The sequence below is a fragment of the Mesorhizobium sp. M1406 genome (genome assembly GCF_040317555.1).
Lineage (GTDB): Bacteria > Pseudomonadota > Alphaproteobacteria > Rhizobiales > Rhizobiaceae > Mesorhizobium.
Genome location: NZ_JAMYKW010000002.1, coordinates 102984 through 127496, shown reverse-complemented (window position 1 = coordinate 127496; position 24513 = coordinate 102984). Strand labels below are relative to the sequence as shown.

24 protein-coding genes are annotated in these 24513 nt (G+C 63.6%); 9 read left to right on the top strand and 15 right to left on the bottom strand.

The window, feature by feature from the left end; translation table 11 throughout:
• The first annotated feature begins 74 nt into the window (after positions 1-74).
• Positions 75-1478, top strand: coding sequence for an aminotransferase-like domain-containing protein (locus tag NKH03_RS03110; RefSeq protein ID WP_352967070.1), 1404 nt, complete (start codon positions 75-77; stop codon positions 1476-1478).
• Between the two features lie 7 nt (positions 1479-1485).
• Here NKH03_RS03110 and NKH03_RS03105 read toward each other — a convergent pair whose 3' ends face one another.
• Positions 1486-2376, bottom strand: coding sequence for a LysR family transcriptional regulator (locus tag NKH03_RS03105; RefSeq protein ID WP_352876897.1), 891 nt, complete (start codon positions 2374-2376; stop codon positions 1486-1488).
• Between the two features lie 129 nt (positions 2377-2505).
• On the opposite strand from NKH03_RS03105, the gene NKH03_RS03100 reads away from it, so the two are divergent.
• Positions 2506-3966, top strand: coding sequence for an MFS transporter (locus NKH03_RS03100; RefSeq protein ID WP_352967069.1), 1461 nt, complete (start codon positions 2506-2508; stop codon positions 3964-3966).
• 34 nt (positions 3967-4000) lie between these two features.
• On the opposite strand, the gene NKH03_RS03095 is transcribed toward NKH03_RS03100, so the two are convergent.
• The 3 genes from NKH03_RS03095 to NKH03_RS03085 form a co-directional block, all read right to left on the bottom strand.
• A complete protein-coding gene (locus tag NKH03_RS03095) occupies positions 4001-4498 on the bottom strand; it encodes a MaoC family dehydratase (RefSeq protein ID WP_352967067.1) in 498 nt (165 codons plus the stop codon).
• Between the two features lie 190 nt (positions 4499-4688).
• The gene (locus tag NKH03_RS03090; protein WP_352867615.1) at positions 4689-5117 is read right to left on the bottom strand and encodes a phasin family protein; all 429 of its coding nucleotides are present in this window, start codon (positions 5115-5117) and stop codon (positions 4689-4691) included.
• Positions 5118-5227: 110 nt separating this feature from the next.
• Positions 5228-6523, bottom strand: coding sequence for a DUF445 domain-containing protein (locus NKH03_RS03085; protein WP_352967065.1), 1296 nt, complete (start codon positions 6521-6523; stop codon positions 5228-5230).
• A 199-nt stretch (positions 6524-6722) separates the two neighbouring features.
• Between NKH03_RS03085 and rirA the strand changes: the two genes are divergently transcribed.
• Complete coding sequence (gene rirA, locus NKH03_RS03080; protein WP_352627958.1) at positions 6723-7187, top strand: iron-responsive transcriptional regulator RirA; 465 nt, start codon at positions 6723-6725, stop codon at positions 7185-7187.
• On the opposite strand, the gene NKH03_RS03075 is transcribed toward rirA, so the two are convergent.
• The 5 genes from NKH03_RS03075 to hemP are packed head-to-tail and all read right to left on the bottom strand — an operon-like array spanning position 7184 to position 11353.
• Positions 7184-7975: a heme ABC transporter ATP-binding protein gene (locus NKH03_RS03075; RefSeq protein ID WP_352967063.1), complete on the bottom strand. Its 792-nt coding sequence runs from the start codon at positions 7973-7975 to the stop codon at positions 7184-7186. The genes rirA and NKH03_RS03075 overlap by 4 nt on opposite strands.
• A gap of 40 nt (positions 7976-8015) precedes the next feature.
• Positions 8016-9113 (bottom strand): FecCD family ABC transporter permease, encoded by a 1098-nt coding sequence (locus NKH03_RS03070; protein ID WP_352967062.1) that lies wholly within the window; start codon positions 9111-9113, stop codon positions 8016-8018.
• An 11-nt stretch (positions 9114-9124) separates the two neighbouring features.
• Complete coding sequence (locus NKH03_RS03065; protein WP_352967061.1) at positions 9125-10051, bottom strand: heme/hemin ABC transporter substrate-binding protein; 927 nt, start codon at positions 10049-10051, stop codon at positions 9125-9127.
• Positions 10052-10062: 11 nt separating this feature from the next.
• Positions 10063-11124, bottom strand: coding sequence for a hemin-degrading factor (locus NKH03_RS03060; protein WP_352967060.1), 1062 nt, complete (start codon positions 11122-11124; stop codon positions 10063-10065).
• Between the two features lie 22 nt (positions 11125-11146).
• A complete protein-coding gene (hemP, locus tag NKH03_RS03055; protein ID WP_023757683.1) occupies positions 11147-11353 on the bottom strand; it encodes a hemin uptake protein HemP in 207 nt (68 codons plus the stop codon).
• A gap of 198 nt (positions 11354-11551) precedes the next feature.
• Here hemP and NKH03_RS03050 point away from each other — a divergent pair, with 198 nt between their 5' ends.
• From NKH03_RS03050 to hmuQ, 4 genes are all read left to right on the top strand, one after another.
• Complete coding sequence (locus NKH03_RS03050; protein ID WP_352967058.1) at positions 11552-13726, top strand: TonB-dependent hemoglobin/transferrin/lactoferrin family receptor; 2175 nt, start codon at positions 11552-11554, stop codon at positions 13724-13726.
• Between the two features lie 5 nt (positions 13727-13731).
• Positions 13732-14175, top strand: a complete 444-nt coding sequence (locus NKH03_RS03045; RefSeq protein WP_352967057.1) for a hypothetical protein — start codon at positions 13732-13734, stop codon at positions 14173-14175.
• Between the two features lie 328 nt (positions 14176-14503).
• Positions 14504-15289: an energy transducer TonB family protein gene (locus NKH03_RS03040; RefSeq protein ID WP_352967056.1), complete on the top strand. Its 786-nt coding sequence runs from the start codon at positions 14504-14506 to the stop codon at positions 15287-15289.
• A gap of 54 nt (positions 15290-15343) precedes the next feature.
• Positions 15344-15658, top strand: coding sequence for a heme-degrading protein HmuQ (hmuQ, locus tag NKH03_RS03035; RefSeq protein WP_352967205.1), 315 nt, complete (start codon positions 15344-15346; stop codon positions 15656-15658).
• Between the two features lie 114 nt (positions 15659-15772).
• On the opposite strand, the gene putA is transcribed toward hmuQ, so the two are convergent.
• On the bottom strand, positions 15773-19384 hold the full coding sequence (gene putA, locus NKH03_RS03030) for a bifunctional proline dehydrogenase/L-glutamate gamma-semialdehyde dehydrogenase PutA (protein ID WP_352967055.1): 3612 nt from the start codon (positions 19382-19384) through the stop codon (positions 15773-15775).
• A gap of 164 nt (positions 19385-19548) precedes the next feature.
• On the opposite strand from putA, the gene NKH03_RS03025 reads away from it, so the two are divergent.
• Positions 19549-20001, top strand: a complete 453-nt coding sequence (locus NKH03_RS03025; protein ID WP_352967054.1) for an Lrp/AsnC family transcriptional regulator — start codon at positions 19549-19551, stop codon at positions 19999-20001.
• A gap of 3 nt (positions 20002-20004) precedes the next feature.
• Here the strand turns inward: NKH03_RS03025 and NKH03_RS03020 are convergent, their stop codons facing one another.
• From NKH03_RS03020 to NKH03_RS03005, 4 genes are read right to left on the bottom strand one after another with little or no spacing between them, the layout of a single operon-like run.
• Positions 20005-20319: a helix-turn-helix domain-containing protein gene (locus NKH03_RS03020; protein WP_352867590.1), complete on the bottom strand. Its 315-nt coding sequence runs from the start codon at positions 20317-20319 to the stop codon at positions 20005-20007.
• A complete protein-coding gene (locus NKH03_RS03015) occupies positions 20316-20639 on the bottom strand; it encodes a type II toxin-antitoxin system RelE/ParE family toxin (protein ID WP_352867587.1) in 324 nt (107 codons plus the stop codon). The genes NKH03_RS03020 and NKH03_RS03015 overlap by 4 nt, the downstream gene beginning before the upstream one ends.
• A gap of 56 nt (positions 20640-20695) precedes the next feature.
• The gene (locus tag NKH03_RS03010) at positions 20696-21895 is read right to left on the bottom strand and encodes a cytochrome-c peroxidase (RefSeq protein ID WP_352967052.1); all 1200 of its coding nucleotides are present in this window, start codon (positions 21893-21895) and stop codon (positions 20696-20698) included.
• Between the two features lie 7 nt (positions 21896-21902).
• Entirely contained in the window at positions 21903-22352 is a 450-nt protein-coding gene (locus NKH03_RS03005; protein WP_352967050.1) for a FixH family protein, read from the bottom strand.
• Between the two features lie 150 nt (positions 22353-22502).
• On the opposite strand from NKH03_RS03005, the gene NKH03_RS03000 reads away from it, so the two are divergent.
• Positions 22503-23423: a sugar kinase gene (locus NKH03_RS03000; RefSeq protein ID WP_352967203.1), complete on the top strand. Its 921-nt coding sequence runs from the start codon at positions 22503-22505 to the stop codon at positions 23421-23423.
• Between the two features lie 55 nt (positions 23424-23478).
• On the opposite strand, the gene NKH03_RS02995 is transcribed toward NKH03_RS03000, so the two are convergent.
• Entirely contained in the window at positions 23479-24501 is a 1023-nt protein-coding gene (locus NKH03_RS02995; RefSeq protein ID WP_352876928.1) for an aldose epimerase family protein, read from the bottom strand.
• Positions 24502-24513: the final 12 nt, after the last annotated feature.

Here is a 24513-nt window from a genome sequence, read left to right as displayed (position 1 = left end):
GCGGAGCCCGTGGCATTGCCAGAGACAATGCGGTACAGTTATGCAAAACTGTCACGGTCGGACGAGCAGTACGGATGGACAAACAGACCACAGGAAGCGAGAGCAGCGGAACGCTCGTCGAAGGCGTGATGGCGACGATCCGCCAGCGGATCGCGGCGCGCAGCCTGACGCCGGGAGCACGACTGCCCTCGATCCGCGCCTTCGCCAAATCGATGCAGGTGTCCAAATCCACCGTGGTCGAAGCCTATGAGCGGCTCGCCGCCGAAGGCGCGATCCGCTCCCGGCCGGGCTCGGGCTTCTATGCCGCCGGCTCGCTGGCGCCGCTGTCGCTGGCCGAGATTGGGCCTCGCCTCGACCGCGCCGTCGATCCGCTCTGGATTTCGCGCCAGTCGCTGGAAGCAGGCGATCACATGCTGAAGCCCGGCTGCGGCTGGTTGCCGGCCTCGTGGATGCCCCAGGCGGGACTGCGCCGGGCACTGCGCACGGTAGCGCGTGCCGACGATGTCGCGCTGGCCGACTACGGCACGCCGCTCGGCCTGCCGCCGCTGCGGCAATTGCTGGCGCGGCGCATTGCCGGGCACGGCATCGAAGCCTCCCCCGAGCAGATCATGCTGACGGAGTCGGGCACGCAGGCCATCGACCTGCTGTGCCGCTTCCTGATCGAACCCGGCGACACGGTGCTGGTCGACGACCCCTGCTATTTCAACTTCCACGCTCTGCTGCGCGCCCACAGGGCCAAGGTCGTCAGCATCCCCTACACGCCGTCGGGGCCGGATATCGACCTGTTCGCGCAGGCGTTGGCCGAGCATCGGCCGCGCCTCTACATCACCAACTCCGCCATCCACAATCCGACCGGCGCGGTCCTGTCGCCGGTCACCGCGCACCGCCTGCTCAAGCTCGCCGACCAATCGGATCTGACCATCGTCGAGGATGATATCTTCGCCGATTTCGAACATGCCCCTGCCCCCAGGCTGGCGGCGTTCGATGGGCTGAGCCGCGTCGTCCATATCGGCAGCTTCTCCAAGACACTATCGGCCTCGGTTCGCTGCGGCTTCATCGCGGCACCCCGCGACTGGATCGAGCCCCTGACCGACCTCAAGATCGCCACCACCTTCGGCGGCGGCCGGCTGGCGGCCGAACTTGTGCTGACGCTGCTGAAGGACGGCAGCTATCGCAAGCACATGGATTTGCTGCGGGCACGGCTTTCGCGCGCGATGGACGAGACGAGCGCCCGCCTGAAGGCGATCGGCATCACGCCCTGGATCGACCAGCCTGCTGGCCTGTTCCTGTGGTGCCGCCTGCCGGATGGCGTTGATGCGGCCGAAGTGGCCCGCCGCGCTTTGGCCGACAACATCGTGCTGGCGCCGGGCAACGCGTTCAGCCTGTCCGGAACGGCCAGCCGCTTCCTGCGCTTCAACGTTGCCCAATGCGCGGACGAGCGGATTTTCAAGGCGCTCGAGGCGGCGATGGAGCGTTGATTGCCGGTCACCGCGCCGCGCAGACCTCCCGCACGCAGTCGCGCAGCCAGCGTTGCACCGGATCGGCATCGAGGCGCGGATGCCACAGCATGGAGATGGTGACCTCCTCAATGGCAACCGGCAGGGGAAAACTATGCATGCCGGCGCGTGCGCCCTCGGTATGCCGCTCGGGCACACTGGCGATCAGGTCTGATGTGCGGGCCATGGCAAGGGCTGCCGAGAAGCCCGAAACCATGCACACGACTGTCCGCCGCAGCCCGAGCAGGTTCAGGGCCTCGTCGATCGGCCCTTTCTCGCGGCCACGCCGTGAAACGCTGATGTGCCGGCCTGCCGCATAGCGCTCTGGCGTCACCGCGCCCTCACACAAGGGATGGCCCGCTCGCACGGCGCCGATGAAGCGGTCGCGAAGCAATGCCTGGATGCGCACCTCCGGTCCGGTCTCGCCAGCGACGCCTATGTCCAGATCGATCGCCGCGTCGCGCAGCGACGTCACGTCCTTGTCGGACTTCGGTGCAAAGCGCAGCCGCACGCCGGGCGCATCGGCCTGGATACGGGCGACGAGACGAGGCGCGAATTCCTCGACGAAACTCTCATTGGTGCGCAGCGTGAAGATCCTGTCCAGGCTCCAGAGATCAAGCAGGGTGGCAGGACGCAGCAAAGCTTCCGCGTCCTGAACGACACGACCAACCTGCCGTCGCAGTTCTTCCCCACGCGGCGTCGCCACAAGGCCGCGACCGGCGCGAACCAGCAGCGGATCGCCCGTTGCCTCGCGCAGCCGCGCCAGCGTGCGGCTCATCGCCGAGGGGCTGAGCCGCAGACGGCTGGCCGCACGCGCCACGCTGCCTTCCGCCAGCAGGACGTCGAGAGCAAAGAGCAGATTGAGATCGGGTGATGTCATCGGCGGATCATGGCATGATATGGCGCCAAACGCACGAATAAGATGCAAACGCTGCGCCTTCCGCCACATCAACCAAGGGGCTAGATCTCCGCTAGCTCCGGTACTGGAGCTGATGGAAAGGAGTTCGCCGTGGCAATCGCTGAGCAAAATCGGGACGGGCGCGCATCGGCGCTGCCACAGATGCAATCCGCCCGCTGGGCGCTGGCAAGCCTGTCGCTCGCAACGCTGCTGTCGTCGCTGGGAACCAGCATTGCCAGCGTCGGCCTACCGTCGCTGATGCAAACGTTCGGCGCGTCATTCCAGTCCGTGCAATGGGTCGTTCTGGCCTATCTGCTCGCCATTACCACCCTGATCGTCAGCGCCGGACGGCTGGCCGACATGTTCGGGCGCCGGCCGTTGCTGCTTGGCGGCATCGCGCTGTTCACATCGGCATCGGTGCTCTGCGGCCTGGCGCCGACGCTCTGGCTGCTGATCGCCGCGCGGGCCGTACAGGGACTTGGCGCGGCGCTGATGATGGCGCTAACGCTGGCCTTTGTCGCCGAAACGGTGAGCAAGGAACGGACCGGCAGCGCCATGGGCCTGCTCGGCGCCATGTCCGCGATCGGGACGACACTCGGCCCTTCGCTAGGCGGCCTTTTGATCGCCGGCTTCGGCTGGCGAGCGATCTTCCTCGTCAATGTCCCAATGGGTGTGCTCACCTTCGCTCTCGCCTGGCGTGCCTTGCCGGCGCGTAGCAAGGCAGCGCGCGACGACGGAGGCACGTTCGATGTCATTGGCACGGCCCTGCTGGCCCTGACATTGGCCGCCTATGCACTGGCCATGACGCTTGGCAGGGGCAATTTCGGCGCGCTCAACATCAGCCTGCTGGTCACGGCCGGCATCGGCTTTTTTCTTTTCGCCGCCGTCCAGGCGAAAGTGAAAAACCCCTTGATCCAGCTTGCCAGCTTCCGCGACCTCCAACTGAGCGCCAGTCTCGCCATGAGCCTCGTCGTCGCCACGGTGATGATGGCGACCCTGGTGGTGGCCCCGTTCTACCTGTCCAGCGGGCTTGGCCTGGATGCGGCAATGGTCGGTCTCGTGCTGTCGACCGGCCCGCTGGTCTCGGCGCTGTCGGCATTGGTAGCCGGACGCCTCACTGATCGCTTCGGCGCCCACAGGATGATGGTCGCCGGTCTGCTTAGCCTCGCCACGGGAACGCTCCTGCTGTCGCTGGCCATGACGAAACTCGGCATTGCCGGCTATGTCGTCCCGATCACCGTCACCTGTATTGGTTACGCGCTGTTCCAGACATCCAACAATGCAGCCGTCATGACTGGTATCGGTGCCGGCCAGCGCGGCGTCGTTTCCGGCCTGCTCAACCTTTCGCGCAATCTCGGTCTTATCACCGGCGCATCGTTGATGGGCGCCATATTCGCCATCGCATCGGCCGAAGGGCACGTAGGCATTGGTCTTCTGAGTTCCGAGGCCGCCACCCGGGGAATGCAGGTCACATTTCAGACGGCAACGGTGCTGGTGCTGGTCGCGCTGTTCCTCGCACTGCTCTCGGCCCGCGCCGAGTTCAGGCGGCAGAGACTGGTCAGAAACCTCTGACTTTGCGCAAACCGACGGCTCCTAGCGGATCGCTCTAGGCGCCTGCCCGCTTGCGGCGCTCATAGAGCATGACCAGGGTTTCAGCCATCAGAGCGGGCTTTTCCTCGCCTTCGATCTCGACCGTGTTGGCAGCCTTCATCAGATACTGGCCGGGACCCCTGTCCTCCATCGACAGCAGCGTGGTGCGCAGCCTGATGCGCGCGCCGACCTTGACCGGTGCCAGGAAGCGCACCTTGTCGAAGCCATAATTGAAGGCGGCCTGCGTATTCTCGGGCACGATGCCCATGCCGAGCGCCAGCGCGCCGATGATCGACAGCGTCAGATAGCCATGTGCGATCGTCGTGCGGAACGGGCTTTGCCGCCGTGCCCGCTCAGGATCGACATGAATCCATTGATGGTCGCCGGTGCATTCGGCGAACTGGTTGATGCGGTTCTGATCGACCGTCGTCCATTCCGACACACCGAGCTCTTGCCCGGCCATCGTCCTCAACTGGTCGAAGGTCGGCGGCGTGTTAGGCCGTATTTCAGTCATTCCTGCTTTCCCGATCGCTTCCAAAGCCTCCGACCACGAACAGGCGGCCTCTGTCAATTCGCCCTGCGTGAATCCGTTCCGCCGAATCCGGCAGCAATCGTGGCATCCTCCCAGCGCAACGGCAGGTCAAATCGGGATTTCTCGGTTTTCAGGGCATCCGGCAGTAACGAGCCGGCCCCGGCCACATCTGCTACTTCTTCTCGTAGCCGGCGCGGATCTCCACCATCGCCTCCTTGATCCGCGTGCGCAGGATGTCGACCGATTCGGTGCCGGATTTCCTGACCAGTTCAGCTACTTCGCCGGCACTCTTCAACGCGGATTCAAAGGACTTTCTGGCAAACTCCGTCTGTTTGGCCATCAATTCCTGCGGATTGCCTGGCGTCCTGTAGCTTTGCGCCATCTCAGTGACCTCACGCAGCGTGTCCTGCAACATCTCGCGTTGCCTGGACAACAGCGAGGACGCGCCGGCGGCACCGGCTCGTGCCGATTTCTCCAGCGCGTCGAGGTTCTTGCGATGATGGTCGAGGATCGCCTCGACATCGACATTGGACACCTTCAGGTCGCGGCCGAACCTGCCGAACATGTCCATGAAGGAATCGGATTCCGGTTGTTTTGCCATGCTCTTTGCTCGCCCTTGCCGCGGATGCGGGCGCCCTCAAGGAGAGAATAGCACTCGCGTGCCGCGAGTCCATTCGGGCGCTGTGGAATGAGCGCCAGCCTCACCGCGCATCAATTCACCAGGAACAGCCGCTCGGCCACGTAGAGCACGACACCCGCGAGCCCACCGATGATCATGCCGTTGAAGCGGATGTATTGCAGATCCCTGCCGATGTTCATCTCGATCAGCCGCGTCAGCTGCGCAAGGTCCCAGCGCTTGACCTGGTCGGCGATGAATGTCGACACGCCGCTCTTCTGGCTCTCCACGAACGATGCGAGCGCCACCACGAATCCTTGGTTCATGTCGGCCCGGATCTGCGCATCGCTGGCCAGATGCCGCCCGACCTCGACGAACATGTTGGCAAGATGCGCGCGGATAACCGAATTCGGCGCCTTGGCGTCCTGCTCGATGAACCGGCTGAGTCTTGCCCACATGTCGCCGGCCAATCCCTTGACCTCCGGCCGTGCCAGGAAATCGCGCTTCAGCTTCTCGGCGCGTTTGGCGTATTGCTTCGATGTCCTCAGCTTTTCGATGAAGCCTTGAGCGAAACGGTCGAATTCGGCGCGCATCGGGTGGTCGGGATCGGCCCTCACCTCGTCGAGCAGCGAACCGGCCGAAGCGACGATCTTCTTCAGGAGGTAGGCGTCGGCGCGAAACAGGTTGAACAGCGACGGCAATTCCTCGCGGATTTTCTCGCGCATCGTCGCCAGCGCCTGTTCGTCGTTGAGAAAACGGCCGATCACCTTGGTGAATTCATCGAACAGTTTCTGGTGGCGGCGATCGTCGGTGAGCGCCGACAACAGCTCGGCCGCCAGCGGCGCCAGTGGCACCTTCTCGATCTGCTCCAGCATGCGGCTGGTGACGAAGCCGCGCAGGCCGGATTGCTCGACGGCGGCCAGTGTCTGCGGCACCAGCCGCACGACGAAGCGCGACAGGTCGGCGGCGCGCTCGGTATCGGCCAGCCAATCGGCGACGAGCGCCGAAAAATCGACCTCGGCAAGCTTTTCGCGCACCGGCTCGGGCGCCAGGAAGTTGACCTCGATGAAGCGGCCGAGATTGTCGGCGATGCGGTTCTGGTTCTCGGGGATGATGGCGGTGTGCGGGATCGGCAGCCCCAACGGTCGCCTGAACAGCGCCACCACGGCATACCAGTCGGCCAGGCCGCCTATGGTCGCGGCCTCGGCAAAGGCGGCGACGAACCCGAGCCACGGATAGCCATGCTCGAACGACTTGGCTATGGCGAAGACGAGAACGCACAGCGCCAGTGCGGCTGTTGCCGCGAATTTGGTGCGCCGCAGGGCCGAAAGCTTGGCATTCGCGTCGCTACCGGTTCGCGAAGGGGTCATGGCCTGGGCCGATTGTGCCATGGTCGAGCTGCTCCTCGTCGGTTGCGGGCTAATCTAGTATCTCGTTTGCCCGAATGCCCGCCCTGTCCCGCGCGGTCACGGTTTTCTCCGGTCTTGCACATAAGTTGACGAGAATATTCACCTATTATGGCGCGCTAGTCTGGAATTATTCCAAGGTATGGGCCATATTCGATTCAACCTATTGCTTTGCGAGGACAAAATGCGGTTAACGCGCCAGACCAATTATGCCATGCGCATCCTGATGTATTGCGCGGCAAACGATGACCGGTTGAGCCGCATCCCCGAGATCGCCGCCGCTTATTCGGTGTCGGAACTGTTCCTGTTCAAGATCCTGCAGCCACTTGTCGAGCACGGTCTTGTCCAGACCGTGCGCGGCAGGAATGGAGGCGTCAAGCTTGGCCGGGCGGCCGAAGCCATCAGCCTGTTCGATGTCGTGCGCGTGACGGAAGAGAGCTTCGCCATGGCCGAATGCTTCGAGAACGACGCCGCAGAGTGCCCGCTGGTCGACAGCTGTGCGCTGAATTCGGCGTTGCGCGAGGCACTGAACGCGTTCTTCGCGGTGCTGGAGCGCTACACGATCGCCGATCTCGTGGCGGCGCGGCCGAATGTGCGCAACCTGCTCGGCATCGACATGCTGATGGAGCGCCGAGCCCCGGCTGCCTAACCGACTGACGATTGCGGCAGCACGAACGGCATGTTCCCGGCCGGCAGCACGCCGACCCGGAGCCGGCAGTCGAACACTTTTTCGATCAGGTCATCGCTCAGCACATCTTTAGGCGATCCGGTGGCGGCCAGCCGGCCGCGATGCATGACGAAGATCCGGTCTGCATACATGGCCGTGAGATTGAGATCATGCAGGATGGCGACCACGCCGCCGCCCCTTCTGGCGAAGTCGCGGGCAATGTTCATGATGATCAGCTGGTGCTTGATGTCGAGACTGGAAACCGGCTCGTCGAGGAACAGATAGCGCGGTTTGCCGTCGAGCACCGGCGCCCAGACCTGGCACAGCACGCGCGCAAGCTGGACGCGCTGCTGCTCGCCGCCGGAAAGCTCCTGGTAGAAACGTCCGGCAAAGCCGTCGAGATCGACGCGTGTAAGCGCCCGCTCCGGCAGCCGCGCATCCTCGCCCGGCAGGACGCCCGAGCGGCCGCCGACAAGGCCAAGCTTGACCACTTCTCGCACCGTGAACGGGAACGACAGCGTCGTCGCCTGCGGCAGCACCGCGCGCTGGACGGCGGTCTCGACCGGCTTCATCGCGCGGAGATCACGGCCATTGAGGGCGACGCGCCCGGTGTAGGCGAGTTCGCCGGAAAGCGCCTTGAGGAAGGTCGTCTTTCCCGAGCCATTGGGACCGACAATGGCGGCGATCTCACCGGCGCGCGCGTGGAAATCGACACCGCTGACGATAGGCTTGCCGGCGATATCAACCGAAACGTCCCTTGCCTCGATCATCCAAGCCTCACAGGTCCCAACTCTCGCAAATCAACCACTCTCACAAATCAATCACGCCGCGCTTGCGCAGCAGGATCCAAAGGAAGAACGGCGCACCGGCGATCGCGGTGACGATGCCGATCGGCAGTTCGGCCGGCGCCACGATGGTACGCGCGACCGCATCTGCCAGAAGCAGCAATGAGGCGCCGAGCAGCGCCGACGCCGGCAGCAGATAGCGATTGTCCGGACCGATCAGCAGGCGCAGCAGATGCGGCACGACGATGCCGACGAAACCGATGCCTCCGCTGACGGCGACGGACGCGCCGACCGCCGCCGAGACGCCGACGATGGCCGTGTATTTCAGCCGCTGCACCGGAATGCCGAGATGGCCGGCGGTCGCCTCGCCCAGCGCCAGCGCGTTGAGGCCGCGTGCCAGGAATGGCATCGCCGCCAGCGCCAGCACTATGATCGGCCCGACGGAAGCAATCTTTGCCCAGGTCGCGCCGCCGAGCGATCCGAGCTGCCAGAAGGTCAGGTCGCGCAACTGGCGATCGTCTGCCATGAAGATGAGGATGCCGGTCAGCGCCATGGCGAGTGCTGCCAGCGCGATGCCGGCGAGCAGCATTGTGGCGACCGAGGTTTGCCCCCGTCGCGTCGCAACCTGATAGAGCACCAGCGTCGTGGCGAGCCCGCCACAGAAGGCCGCCAACGGCAGTGCAAGCGTGCCGAGCAAGGCCGTCACCGGAGCCAATATCGTAGCGCCGAGCACGATGACGGCAACCGCGCCGAGGCTGGAGCCGGCCGAAACGCCGATCAGGCCGGGGTCGGCCAGCGGATTGCGGAACAGCCCCTGCATGACCGCGCCGGAGACCGCGAGCGCCGCGCCAACCAGCATGCCGAGGATAATACGCGGCAGGCGGATGTCGTAGACGATCAGGCTGTCGCGGGCGCTCAGCGCGGCGTTATCAGGCACTGTGCCGAACAGCCAGCCGCCGATGACGCTGACGGCCGATGCGTCCGACGCCCCCGATGTCAGCGACAGAAAAACGGCAGCCGCGAGCCCCAGGCACAACAGAAGAATGACGATGCGGGCGCGGCCCGACCGGTCGCCTTCGGATTCGCTCGCCATCACCGGACCGGCGATCGATTGATCGACCATGATCTGCCTGCTCAATCCGTGACCTGCCCGCCATAAAGCGAGACAGCGAGGTCGTGGATGGCATCGGCCGTGCGTGGCCCGAAGCCGAGCAGATAGCCGCCATCGATGCGGATCAGCTTGCGCGCGGTTCCGGCCGGCGTCGAGGCGATCGACGGATTGCCGAACAATTCGTCGTCCGATACCGGAGGCCCGGCATTGCTCATCATCAGGATCACGTCCGGCCTGGCGGTGACAACAGCCTCGTCGGACATTTGCTTGTAGCCGGAAAAGCCCTCGACCGCGTTGACGCCGCCAGCCAGTTTGACCATGCCGTCGGCGGCGGTCTCGCTGCCGGCCGCCAGGATCTTGCCGCCCTGTATCGACAGCACGAAAAGGATGCGCTTGCGCTCCTTGATCGACGCCGTCTGCTGTTCGGCTGCCGTGAGCTTGGCGTCAAGCTCCTTGGCCAGCACCTCGGCCTTGGCGTCGACGCCGAGTGCCTCACCGACGATGCGGACCTTCTCGAGGATGCCTTCGTGGCTATAGTGCTCGGGCACTTCGATGAACGGGATGCTCGTCTTCTTCAAGACATCGACGGCTTCCTTGGGACCGCTGCCGTGCAGCGCCAGGATGCCGGTCGGGTTTACCGACAGGATGCCTTCCGGCGAAAGGGCGCGCATATAGCCGACATCAGGCAGCGCGAGCGCCGCCTTCGGATACCGGCTGGTGGAATCGCGCGCCACCAGATGCTTCTCCTCGCCGAGCGCATAGACGATCTCGGTGATCGAGCCGCCAACGGCCGCTATCCTCGAGGGATCGGCAAACACGGCCGTGCCTTCGGCGGCGCTGACAGGTTGCAGCGCGACGAAAGCAAGGGACAGACCGATCGCCGGTGCCATTGCCGATCTTAAAACGGGCGCCAAGCCAAGGACAGGCGCCAGTCTGGAAAAGGAAACCATGGCTGTAATCCTCAGGCTGCGGTCGGGCTTGGGATGCGCGGCAGGTTTTCTGCCAGGAACCGCCAATCGTCACGCTCGCTCTCGCCCTCATGACGCTTGCCGAAGAACTGGATGATCATCTTGCCCTCGGCGTCATAGACTTCGAGCGAGGTGACATGACCGTCCTTGGTCGGCTTGCGCACGGCCCAGACCTCGTGGATGTGGTCGGTTCGCAGGTGCAGATGGAAGGTTTCGTCCAGCACGTTGATCCATGGTCCCATCGGCTTGATGGATTTGACCGGGCCGGAATGGATCTGGATGCAGCCGCGGTTTCCGACAAAGCACATGATCGGTATCTCGCCTTCCGCGGCGTGATGGAACATGGCACGGACAGCGTCATTGTCGAGCAGCCAGGCATAGTCCTGGCCGACCATGCGCACCGCCTGCCGGCGGCTGAGCTTCAACGTCTTCAGCATGCCGAAGAACTGGTGCACGTCGGTCAGCCGGCTCCAGCGGTCACGCAGGTCGTCGAGATTGGCGGTCGTTTCGTCGCCATGGATCTCGTCATCGGGGAGTGGCCCAGAAATATCGACCGTCGGCTCCTGATTGGACGATTCGAGCGCGGCGACCAATTTTTGATACGCATAGAGGCTGGAGGCCGGCCGCAGATGCACCTTGTGCACGGCCTCGCCTGCCGCGTCGAAGAACTGCAGGCTGCGGCGAATCTCGTCGCCATCGCGCTTTTCCACCGCAAAGCCATGCACCCACACCTTCGGGAAGATGCGCAGGTCGATGTTTTCGCCAAGCACCATGGCATTGTGGTTGCCGGTGACGACTTTGTCATAGACGCCGATCTTTTCGTGCACCGCGCTTTCATTGCGGGTCAGCGCCATCACCTCGCCGACGGCCTCGAGGCCGGTTAAAAGGTCGTTGACGCGCGGCTCGATGCGGACGACGCCGTCGCCGCAATGCGCGGCGACCAGCTCGGCCTCCGAAATGCCGAGTTGGGCAGCCAGATCACGCTCGCGCGCCTTCGGATTGTCTGTCCGTGCCCGCCGGATTTCATGCGGGGCGGGTTTTACGCGCTGGTCCATGTCTCGTCCCTACTGCCTTGCCTTACTTGTTGAGAATGAGCTTGCCCTGCCGGGTGATCTTCAGCCGGTAGAGCGCGCCATGATGCTCGATCCCGATCTCGTGTTCGCCCTGGAACAGGGTGTTGCTGGACAGGGTTCGCACCGCCAGCGGAACCCGGTCGAAACGGGCGGAGGCATCGTCGGAACGGCGGACGCGATAGCGAAAATCGTTGGGATTGTGGGTGTTCATCTGGATGGATCCCTTTCCTGTGCCGGGCGTCTGGCTAGGCGTTGCGTAATCCGATTCATATCTTGACTTGAATAATCATGTTTACTAGTCAGTGCAATACCGGATTAAATGAGTCAAGATTTAAGACGCCGGACACGATCAAAAATGCCAGCCAGCCCCGGGCCAGCCAGCATGAAACCTGGATTTTGGAGTTGGGGCATGGGGTTGGTGAATTGGGAATGGCGCGGCCGGTCGGCGGCGAACGGTGCGGCGGCTTTGCTGGCAAGCGTGGCGGCGATCGCCTTGTCGGCGCAACTGGCCAACGCCCAGCAGGCGGCGGACCAGCAGACAGATCAAATGAAGAAGGCTGACGAAGCCGCACCAGCGGGCGCAACGCTGCTCGACAAGATCCTCGTCATCAGCCGCACCGGCGAGACGGCGATCGAATCGCTGGCTTCGGCCAGCCACGTCGATCAGGAACAGCTCGACCGCCGCATGGCGACGACGCCGAACGAGATGCTGCTCGGGGTGCCCGGTGTCGCGGCGCAGGCCGACGCCAGGCGCGTCAGCACCAGCATCAACATCCGCGGCTTGCAGGATTTCGGCCGCGTCGCGGTTATCGTCGACGGCGCACGGCAGAACTTCCAGCGCTCCGACCACGGCACGCAGTCGACTTTCTACATCGACCCCGAGCTCGTCAAATCCGTCGACGTGATCCGCGGTCCGGTCGCCAACACCTATGGCTCGGGCGCCATTGGCGGCGTCGTCTTCTTCGACACCAAGGATGCCCAGGATTTCCTCAAGCCTGACGAGACATGGGCTGGTTCCGTCACGGGACGCTATGAGAGCAACGGCAAGGGCTGGACATCAAGCGCATCCGGCGCCTATCGCTTCAACGAGAACTGGGATGCGCTCGGCAACATCGTCTACCGCAATTACGATGACTACAAGGATGGCGGTGGCGACACGGTCAAGGGCACCGGCTTCGATGTGCTGAGCGGCCTGCTCAAGACCACCATCCGGCCGACCGACAACAGCGAAGTGAAGCTCGGCTGGGTCGGTTCAAGCGACGGCTGGAACGAGATCAGCGGCGGCGTGCCGGTCAATGACGTCGACCTGAAGTCGAACACCTTCACGGCCCGCTACAACATCACGGATGAGGACAAGAGCTGGCTCGATCTCCACGTCAACACCTCCTACAACAAGACCAACCTCGACCTGACCAGCCTCGTTCCGCAAAACCGGTTTGATCCGGTCACCGGTCTACCCGTTGTCTTGCCGGCAGGATCGAAGTCGACATTCGACGTCGGCACGACCGGTATCGACATCTGGAACACATCCCGCTTCGAAACGGGCGGCATCGCGCATGAGCTGACATATGGCGGCGACTGGGTCGGCGACAACGTCAAGACGGGCGGCGCGGCCGGCGGCGACAGTTTCTACACGCCCTCCGGTAAGCGGAACGTGTCAGGCGCCTATGTCCAGGACAAGCTCACCTGGGAGTGGCTCGAAGTCATCGCCGGGCTGCGCTACGACAGTTACAGCCTGAAGGACGTTTCACACGAGACATCCGGTGACAGGGTGTCGCCTCGTATCACCGTCGGTGTTTCGCCGTTCGATTCGGCAGGCCTCGCGGGCCTTCAGTTCTATGGCACCTATGCGGAAGGCTATCGCTCGCCGTCGATCACCGAGACGCTGATCAGCGGCAATCACCCGGCAGGCGTCAGCTTCCCGTTCCTGCCCAATCCCAATCTGCGGCCCGAGACCGGCAAGACGACCGAATTCGGCATCAACTACAAGCAGAACGACATCATCGACGCTGGCGACGCGTTTCGTCTCAAGGCCGCGTATTTCAACAACGATGTCGATGACTATATCGATGGCGTGACGCTGTCGCCGTTCGATCCGACCAGCGGCTGCCCGTTTGGCCCAGGCATCCCGATCTGCTTCCAGTATCAGAATTTCGCCAAGGCCAAGATCAACGGCTTCGAGATGGAAGGCGTTTACGACGCGGCATGGGGCTATGCCGGACTTTCGGCCTCCATCATCAACGGTCACACGATCTCATATGAGGGCGACCGGGCAGATCTCGCCACCATCCCCTCCTCCCAGGTCACGGCACAGCTCGGCTTGCGCTTCCTGGAGGACAAACTGACCGTCGGTGGCGAAGTGCAGTACAATGGCAAGCCGAAGGGCAATGCGATGGCCAAGGACTACACGCTGGTCAATGCCTTCGCGAGCTATCAGGCGACCGACAATCTCAAGGTCGATTTCCGCGCCGACAATCTGTTCGATGTCAAATACGCCAACCCGCTCAACGGCGGCACGACGGTTGCGGTCTATGAGCCCGGCATCACGTTGAAGCTGGCGGCAACGATGCGGTTTGGAGGCTGACGACAATGACAAGCTTGACGACATCCCTTCGTCTGCTGACCTCGACGCTGGCGATGTCGCTTGCGATGGTTCCGGCGTGGGCACAAGAGTCCGCGCCGGTCCCCGCGCTGACCCTCGAACTCAACGGTGCGCAACCTTCCGACAAGGGTTGCCGCCTGACTTTCGTGGTCAACAACAATCTCGGCGCCGACCTGTCCAAGGCGGCGTTCGAGATCGCCTTGTTCAACGAGGCCGGCGTCGTCGACCGGCTGACCGTGCTCGATTTCAAGGAAGTGCCGGCGGGCAAGACCAAGGTGACGCGTTTCGATCTGGCCGGCACCGAGTGCTCGAAAGTCAGCCGCGTGCTGATCAACAGCGCGACCGAATGCACCGGTACCGGCGTCGAACCGAATGCCTGCATGCGCAAGCTGAAGACGGGCACCAAGACCGGTATCGCTTTCGGCGTGTGAGGTGGGACTGCATCCCCCATTCACGCGAAACACAGTGGCGTGGCCTCTGGCCGGCTTCCGTGCGCTGTCCTTTGGACCAAGCGATCTTGATTTGACAATTTCGCTCTTGTCGCTGCAGGTCTCGCGGGGAGACATGCAGGATATCAGTCCCCTCCCCGAAGCCAGCGCCGAGCTGGCGGTAACGCTAACCGAGCCGCTTGCGCCACCGCGCCTGTCGGTTTGGAACCGCAAATGGACGGCGGCGGTTGTCATCTCCTGCGCTCTCCACGCCGCGGTGGCAGCGGCTTTTCTGATCTCGCCCTCAGGGACATCCAGTTTCCAGGACGCAATGCATGCGGAAGGCAGCGATCAGTCCGGCACCAATGTGGTCGGCAGCGCGCTGGATAAGGACCCCTTGGCAATAAATGTCGCGCTGGTGCCGAACCCGCAAGCGGCCAAACCACAGCCGGCAACGCCGCCCAAGCCGGCACCGCCAACAGAACCTGCGCAGCCCGCCCGGGAAGCGGCGGAGCCGCCGCTCAAGCCTTTGCCGGAACCTGTCAAACAGCAGACGATCACCCCGGACATATTGGTGGCCGGCGCCCCACGCCCCGATGACCAGAGCGTGGCTCCCAAGACCGAAACGCCGGCACAGCCGACCGTTCAGCCCGAGAGCACCGAGGCGCCTGTGGCCGTTCCGGAGCAGCCGCCGATCCCCAGCGCCAGGCCAACTCGGGCAGCTGCCCCAGCAGCTGCAGGCGAACCATACGAGAAGCGCGGCACAGCGGACGGCCGCGAAATAGAAGCGGCAATTGCCAGCAAAGGCAGAAAACAAGCCGATGCCGGCAACGCGGCAACGTCTCGCTATAGTGGCGAGGTGGCCAACAAATTGGCTCGCGCCAATCGCCGCGTTTCGAAAGCCGCGCAATCGACAGCCCGCAACAACGCTATGGTGGCATTTGTGGTGCTGGCCAATGGAAACATCAGCGACTTGCAACTTGCCAAAAGCTCAGGCTCTCCGGAACTCGATCAATTCGCGTTGGAGCTGGTGCGAAAACAGGCACCCTTCCCTCCCATTCCGTCGGAGACCGGAATGTTAAGCTGGCGGTTCAAAGCACCAATCGGCCCATTCTGAGTCTCCGTCGACCGTTACGCCATCCATTGATCGTCAAGCATGAAAGGAACCACCATGTACATCGCCATGAACCGCTTCAAGGTGCAGGCCGGCTCGGAGAGCGATTTCGAGGCCGTGTGGAAGAACCGCGACTCCAGCCTCGCGGAGATGAAGGGTTTTCGGGAATTCCATCTGCTGCGTGGCCCGGTCAACGAGGCCAAAGGCTACACGCTGTTTGCGTCGCACACCGTGTGGGCGAGCCACGAGGATTTTATCGCCTGGACCAAGTCGGAGAATTTCCGTGCCGCCCACCGAAATGTGGGCACGACAAAGGTCCATTATCTCGGCCACCCTCAGTTCGAGGGGTTTTCGGTCGTCGAAGGCGCGTAATGCATGTCGCCCAAAAGTGGTCCCGGTTTTGGGACAACGACATGCATAAAAACAAAAGAGTTAGAGCCATTCATCGTTTCCACGAAACGGTGAATGGCTCTAACTCTGGCCGGGTCAGGCTCCGGCCAGCAGGCTCGCATTGCCCCCGGCAGCCGTCGTATCGACGCAGACGGCCCGCTCATGCGCATAGGCCGCAGGGTTCAGCACCTCGCTGACCAGCGGTACGATCGGGCCGGAGCGATCGGCGATGACCTTGCGAACGATGCGCGCGGCCTCGGGCGTGCCGGAAAAGGCGACAACATCGACGCGCAGCGAACGCGCTTCGACCGGATCAGGGCGGCCGTCGATAGCTGCCAACGGCAGGCCCTTGCCGGTCAGCGGGGAGAGCGCCGCCGGGGCGCCGGGCGCCACGGCCAGCACCGCATTGCCGGCGGCGAGTGCCTGGATCGTCTGCGCGAGCAGCGTATCGCCATCGGGACCAAGGCATAGCACTCGTCCGCGTGGCGACAGCGAGAGCGTGTTGGCTTCGCCGGTCGGTCCCGGCAGGTCGACCTGGCCGAAGTCGATCCCGGAGGCAGCGCCAATGGCCGCGGCACCCTTGCCGCGCAGATGCTTCCTCAGAATGGCGATCCGGTCTGAGCGCGTCGACCAGCCGCCAAGTGTGGGATCAGGCAGATTATCGGCAAGTTCGGTCGCCGTCACCTTATGGCCATCCTGCACACGGGTTCCGGCCTCCGGCCCCTTGCGGAAGCGCCTGAGATAGTGCGGACCGCCGGCCTTGGGTCCGGTGCCGGACAGCCCCTCGCCGCCAAACGGCTGCGAACCGACCACGGCGCCGATCTGGTTGCGGTTGACATAGATGTTGCCGGCGTGGATGCCGTCGACGAAATGCTGCACGCGGCCCTCGATGCGGGTGTGCAGGCCGAAGGTCAGGCCATAGCCCTTGCGGTTGATGGCAGCGATGACCGCATCTATCTCGTCGGCGTCGAACGTGGCGACATGCAGTACCGGCCCGAACACCTCGCGCTCCATGTCCTCGATGCCCTTGACCCGGAAGACATGCGGCGCGACGAAGCGGCCGTCCTTGGGCGCTTCAAGCTTGGCGATCAGCCGGCCCTGCAGGCCCATCTTCGTGCAGTACTCGCGAATCGAGCTTTGCGCCTCGTCGTCGATGACAGGCCCGACATCGGTCGAAATCCGCCAGGGATCGCCGATATTGAGCGCTTCCATGGCGCCCTTCAGCATCTCCAGCATCTTCTTTTCGACGTCCTTCTGCACGTAGAGCACGCGCAGCGCCGAGCAGCGCTGGCCGGCACTCTGGAAGGCCGAGGCCAGGATGTCGCGCACCGCCTGTTCGGGCAGCGCGGTGGAATCGACGATCATGGCGTTGAGACCGCCGGTCTCGGCGATCAGCATGGCGTCGGGCGCGGCGGTCTCGGCCAGTTGTTTCTCGATCAGCTTCGCGACCTCGGTCGAGCCGGTGAAGCAGACGCCGGCAATGCGCGGATCGGCGGTGAGTGGCCCGCCGACCGATGGGCCGTCGCCAGGCAGAAGCTGAATGACGTCTTGCGGCACGCCGGCCTCGCGCAGCAGCTCGACAGCGCGGAAGGCGATCAGCGGCGTCTGCTCGGCCGGCTTGGCGATCACCGAATTGCCGGTGACAAGTGCCGCCGCGATCTGGCCGGTGAAGATGGCGAGCGGAAAATTCCACGGCGAAATGCAGACGATGGCGCCACGCGCTTGCGTGCCGGCCTCCGCATTGGCCGCCTCAGTGGCGTAGTAGCGCAGGAAGTCGACGGCCTCGCGCACTTCGGCTACGCCGTCGGCCAGCGATTTGCCGGCCTCGCGGGTGGCGAGTGCAAAGAACTCGACAGCATTCGTCTCGTAGAGATCGGCGGCGCGGTTGAGGATCGCGGCGCGCTCGGTCACGGGACGTTTCGCCCAGGCCGGCTGCGCTTCCACCGCAAAGCGCACGGCGGTCGCCACCTGCTTGGCGGCGGCTTCGCTGACGGTGCCGACCACTTCGGAGGGCTTTGCCGGGTTGACGATCGGGCGCTGCTTGCCATAGCCGGCAGCCCGCGTGATCGGCTTGGCATGCCAGCGGTCGGGACCAGCGAATGCAGCCCTGGCCTTGTCGATCGCCGCCAGCGTCACCGTGTCGGTGATATCAAATCCCTTCGAGTTGCGGCGGCCGTCGCCAAAAATCTGGGACGGCCGGGGAATCGCGGGGTTGGCGGCGGGGCCTTGGCTTTCGACGGTTTCGAGCGGATCGCGGGCAATGTCCTCCGGCTCGACGTCCTCGTCGGTGAGTTGGTGCACGAAGGAGGAGTTGGCACCGTTCTCCAGCAGTCGGCGGACCAGGTAGGCGAGCAGATCGGAATGCGCACCGACCGGTGCATAGATGCGGCAGCGCGTGCCTTCGGCCCGGCGCACCGTCTCGTGCAGAGCCTCGCCCATGCCGTGCAGGCGCTGGAACTCGAAGGTATCGCGATTGTCCGCCATCGACAGAATGGCGGCGACGGTGTGGGCATTATGGGTGGCGAATTGCGGATAGATGCGGTCGGTCATGCCAAGCAGTTTTTTCGCGCAAGCGATATAGGAGACATCGGTGTTGGCCTTGCGCGTGAAAACGGGGTAGCCGGTCAGCCCCAGCGCTTGTGCCCGCTTGATCTCGGTGTCCCAATAGGCGCCCTTGACCAGCCGCACCATGATGTTGCGGTCGTATTTCCTGGCCAATGCGTAGAGCCAGTCGATGGCGTAGGCCGCGCGTGGCCCATACGCTTGCACCACCACACCAAAACCGTTCCAGCCGGCGAGTTCCGGCTCGGCCAGCACTTTTTCGATGACGTCGAGCGAAAGATCGAGGCGATCCGCCTCCTCGGCATCGATGTTGAGACCCATGCGCGAATGCCGCGCGGCAAGCGCCAGCGACAGCAGACGCTCGGCCATCACAGGCAGCATCTCGTCCTTCTGCGCCACCTCATAGCGCGGATGCAGCGCCGACAGCTTGACCGAGATGCCGTGGTTCTGACGGATATCACGGCCATTGGAACCGGCGTCGAGCGAGGAAATCGCGTCGGCATAGGCCTTGTGATAACGCAAGGCGTCGGCCTCGGTGCGAGCCGCCTCGCCCAGCATGTCGAAGGAATAGAGATAACCCTTCTGCGTCATCGGCCGGCCGCGCTTGACGGCTTCAGCGATGGTGCGGCCGAGCACGAACTGCTCGCCCATCTCGCGCATGGCGGCGGCCACCGCCTTGCGGATGACCGGCTCGCCCAACCGCCGCACCATGGAGCGCAGCGTGCCTTCGATGCCGCCCTCGCCTTCGTCAAGCACACGGCCGGTCAGCATCAGCGCCCAGGTCGAGGCGTTGACGAAAATGGAGCTCGAGCCGCCCGAATGCGCCGACCAGTCGTGCGGCGCTATCTTGTCGGCGATGAGGTCGTCCATCGTCTCGGTGTCGGGCACGCGCAACAACGCCTCGGCCAGGCACATCAGCGCCACGCCTTCCTTGGTGGAAAGACCGTAGGCGGAGAGGAAGACTTCCATCAGCCTTGGATCCGACGATCCACGCACCGCCCGCACCAGATCGGCGGCGCGGGCCGAGATCGCCTTGCGGTCTTTCGCGGAGAGCCCCGTCGCCTCGGCCAGCCGCCTCACGGCCTCGTCTTCGTCGGGCAGGTAGTTGGCGCGGATCTGCAGGCGGATGGCATCGAGCGCTGGCATGGCGGTCCCGTGGATCGAGCAAAAGGGATCGGGCCGGCGGTCACCGGACCGAATGGCGCAAGCTAGCACAAGTTCGAAATTTCAGCCGGTCCAAAGAAATCGACACTGCAGCTCATTTGCCCTATCTAGAGCGCCTAGAAATTGACATATGGACTGCATCCTCGGTGACAGAAGACCAATTGGACCGCATCGACAGGAATATCCTGGCGGCGCTGGCAAGCGATGGCCGGCTTTCCATGTCAGAACTGGCCGCAAGGGTCGGCCTGTCGAAGACGCCAGTCCAGGCGCGGGTGAAGCGGCTGGAAAAGGACGGCTATATCAGGGGCTATCAGGCGATCATCGACCGCGAGCGTATGGGCGAAGGCCATGTCGCCTTCGTCCAGGTGAAATTGTCCGACACCCGATCCGCCGCTCTCGATGCCTTCAACCGGTCCGTGCAGGCCGTGCCGGAGATCGAACAATGCCACATGATGGCGTCGAGCTTCGATTATCTGCTGAAAGTCCGCACCCGGGATATCGCCGCCTACCGCCGCGTCTTGGGCGAGCGCATTTCTGCCCTGCCCCACGTCGCCCAGACCTCGACCTTCGTGGCAATGGAGACGGTGAAGGATCGGTAGAGTTCAATGACCGGTGCGCGACTTCGGCTTCCCAGGTTCGAAGCTGATGCGGAGTTTCGAGCCGGTCGCCTTGGCGAAACGTTGCAACGTTCGGGTCGAAGGCATGTTTCGACCACTCTCCAAACGAGCGATTACGGCCTGTGTCGTCCCCATCGCGGCGGCGACCTCTTCCTGCGTCATGTCAGCTTCACCCCGGGCCTTAATCAAAGCTGCGGCGATTGCGAACTCCTCCTCCAAGGCTTCGTATTCGGCAACGAATTCCGGGTCCTTGAACCATTCCTTGGCAACGTCCTCAACGGAGATTGTTTTCCGGCTCATAGAACCTCCTTCGCTCGCTTAAGAGCCAACTCGATCTCGTTTCGTGGAGTCTTCTGCGTCTTCTTGGCGAACACTCGCACCACCACCACACGGCGTTCTGCCGCGGTCACATAGACTGCACGAGCAATGCCATCCCGGCCCTTCATGCGCATTTCCCAAAGCCTGCCTTCCAAATGCTTGACGTATGGCTCGTGGACTTTCTGCAACCCGTGCGCCTCGATTAAACGCGATATCCGCAGAAAGCTGGCCAAGATATCTTTCGGTTGAGCCTCAAGCTCCCGTCTTACCTCGGTATTGAGAAATACGACCGACCAGCTCATTGATCGAAATATATCTTTTTTGCAATATCTTTCAATTGCCGATATCGTTGGCAGCTTTAATCCGAAAGCGTCTTCAAAAACGCCACTAGCGCCGCGCGTTCGCGGTCCGACAGCTCCAGCGGATGAACTTCGGACGTTCCCTCCACGCTAGGGGCTGCCTTGGCGTAGTGCGCCACCACTTCATCGAGCGACGAAAACTGCCCGGCATGCATATAGGGCGGCCGCGTCGCGGCGCCGCGCAGCGACGGCGTCTTGTAGGCGCGGATGAGTTGCGGCGCATCCTTGACCATGAAACGCAACTCGCCGCAGGCGCTAGAGTCACCATCCCGAAAGGCGCCGAAGCAGTTGAACGGGTCGGCCTCGACTTGGCGCACGGCATCGATGCGGCCGCGGTCCGGCGGCAGGCCCGCAACGGGGGGCACGCCGGTGTTGTGAAAGCCGTTGTCGGTGAAGCGCGGGCCGTTGTGGCAGGTCACGCAGTTGGCCTTGCCGATGAACAGTTTCAGCCCAAGGATTTCCTCCTTCGAGAAGACGGCATCGCCCTTCGGCCCGGCGCCGGTGACGAGGTCCAGCGCAAACCGATCGAAGCGCGTTGGCGCCGGCTCGATCGACCGTTCGAAAGCGGCGATCGCCTTGCCGATATTGGCAAAGACGCCGTTGATGGCGTCACGCTGCGCACCGCTCATCGCGTCCCAGGCAGCCTTCTCGGCATCGTTTCCAAGCGGGCTGGCATTCGCCGGCATGCCGGAAAAATCGGGCAGCGGCCCGAAGATGCGCTCATAGCGTTCGCCGAAGCGCGCCTTGATGTAATGGGCGTAGGCGGTGCGGTTTCCTGCCTGCTCCAGCGGGTTTTCGAGCGGCGTCAGCGCTTGCGCCCACAGGCTGTCGCGGCGGCCATCCCAGAAGAACCAGGGATCGCGCGCCACTCCGGCCAGCGGCATGGTGCGCCGGTTGGTGTGGCCGACGCCGACGGCTTGTGGCAGGTCGTCCTGGAATTGCCGGTCGATCTTGTGGCAGGTCGAACAGGATACCGTGCCGTCACGGCTCATGCCCTGATCGAAGAACAGCGTCGAACCGAGTGCTGCGGCGGCCGGCACGTCGGCAAAGCGATTGGTGGTGTCGGGTTTCAGCGGCGGCAGTGCCGACAGTGCCAGCGAGACGATGGTCTTCTTCTCGACGTCGGAAAAGTCAGGCTTGCCGCAACCGGCAAGGATAACGGCAACCATCAGCGCCAGAAAACGTGAAAGCCGCCTCATTTCTTGCTCACAGCACCACGTTGAAGAGCACGGTGTCGGAACCGGCGGTGGCCGAAATCGCGAAATGCAGCTGCCACCAGCCGCTCATGGTGAACTTCACCCCTTCGATGCGATAACGGCCGTCGCCGAGATAGTCGGTCGCCTGCGGGCTGGTCGGCAGGCCATGACTGTGCAGCGGCATGCCGCCGGAGATCGCGATCGCGGCCCCTTCCACCGGCGCTCCAGACTTTGTCTTCAGCGTCAGCAGCCAGGATTGCAGTTGGCCTTGCCGCACAACGCCCCGCTCCGGCAAAAAACTTGCCACGAACAGACCGTTGTCGGTGTTCTTCGTCCGCGAAATATCGGGGCCGGCAGAATGCGACGACCGCGGCGCCGTCAGATAGACGACCGCGAGAATCCCGACCAGCAGGGCAGCCAGACCAAGACCTGCCAGGAGATAGCGCCATATCGATGCCAAACCGTTTCCTCTTCTGCGGACAACGCTCTGCCGGACGGATCGCATCCCGCCAGCTGTGGGAAAACGCCATGGCGGAAAAAACCCTGCTTGCCAAGCATGGCGCTGCCGATGGCAAAAAGCTACAGCACCGAGATCACTGGAGGATTGCAGATGGCGGGAAACGGCGTCGCCTCGATCGGCGAATGCATGCTCGAACTGTCGGGCCAGACGGGACCGAACTGGCGCATGGGCTTTGCCGGCGACACGTTCAACACGCTGTGGGCGCTGCATGCGTTGAGCACTGAGCGGCCGGCAACCTATGTCTCGGCCTTCGGCGACGATCCGTTCTCGCAAGGCCAGATCGATTTCTTCGCCGAAAACGGCATCGGCATCGGCTCCAGCCCGGTCATAGCGGGTGCGCGGCCCGGCCTCTATGCCATCACGCTGACCGGCGCGGAGCGCTCCTTCACCTATTGGCGTGGCGATGCCGCCGCGCGCCAGCTCGCCTCGAACCCGGCCGCGCTGTCGAAAAGCCTGGAAAATCAAGCGCTTGTCTATTTCAGCGGAATCACTTTGGCAATTCTGGACGACGCCGCGCGCGCCACGTTGCTGGCGGCCGTCGCCAAGGCGCGCTCGGCGGGCTCGACTGTCGCCTTCGACCCCAACTACCGGCCGCGGCTCTGGCGCAATCGCGAGGAGGCGCAGGCAGCGGTCATCGAAGCCCTTGCCGTCACCGACATCGCATTGCCGACCTTCCCCGACGAGCAGATGCTGTTCGGCGATGCAACACCGCAAGCGACCGCCGAGCGGCTCGGGCAACTGGTCGATGAGGTCATCGTCAAGAATGGTGAAGCGCCGGCACTGATTGCCCAGGGAGAAACGCTGTGTGAGGTCCCGGCGATCCATGTCGCCGACCCCATCGATACGACCGGAGCTGGCGATTCCTTCAACGGCGGCTACCTTGCGGCTCGACTTGCCGGGCACGACCCGCTGGAAGCCGCGCGCCGTGCCCATCGCGTCGCCGCCGCCGTGGTGCAGGTGCGCGGCGCGCTAGCGCCGTTCGACATGCTGCGAGCGGCTTTCGAAGGCTAAGCTAAGGTCTGTCGCGATTCAGGTCAGGCCGGCCTCACCTGAATATCGGCGGACCTTAAGGCAGCCGGAAACGATATTCAGTCACATGATGGTAGATCGCGCCCGGCCACAGCGTTGCCTGCGGGAAATAGGGCCGGTTCGGCGCATCCGGCCATATCTGCGGCTCCAGGCAGAAACCGCAAAAGGCCTTGTAGCTGCGCCCTTCCAGTCCGGTGCGCGGCGTCACATACTGACCCGTATAAAGCTGAACGCCGGGCTCGGTGGTCCAGACCTCCATCTCGACACCGGAACTGGCGCCTTGAACCCATGCCGCCTGCTTGAGGGGTCCACGTGACGAGGCGAGGCAAAAATTCTGGTCATAGGGCAGTTGCTCGCCCTCGGTCTCCATGCGTAGCAGCCGCGCCTGGCGGAAATCGAACGGCGTGCCGTCAACCGGCTTGACTACCCCTGTCGGGATCATGTCGCCATCGACCGGCAGATAGGCACCGGCATTCAGCATCATCCTGTGGTCGAGAATGTCGGAAGCGCCACCATCATCCAGGTTGAAATAGGAATGCTGGGTGAGGTTGCACAGCGTCGGCTCCTCGCAGGTGGCGGTCAGCTCGACGCTGAGCGTGCCAGGAATCTTCAGCCGATAGGTGCAGGTGACGTCGAGCGCGCCGGGAAAGCCCATCGTGCCATCGGGGTCATGCAGCGTCAGCGTGACGAAATCCCTGCCATGCAGCGAAACCGCCCACGGCCTGTGAGAATAGCCCTGCGAGCCACCATGCAACGTATGCTTGCCGAGGAAATTTTGCTCGGTCTGATAGCGACTGCCGGCGATGGTGAAACGGCCGTCGCGGATGCGGTTGGCATAGCGGCCGACGACCGCGCCGAAGAAGGCCGTATCGGTCTCATAGTATCCCAGATTGTCATAGCCGAGCACCAGCGGCGCATCGTGCCCAGTCAGGCGCAGATCCTGGATGATCGCCCCCAGGCCAAGGATGTTGGCGGTGATACCGCCGCCCCTGATCGTGAAGCGCCGCACCGCCTCGCCTGCCTGCGTCGTACCGAAAACCTCGCCGTCCTTCATCGCCATGCCCGCAAATGC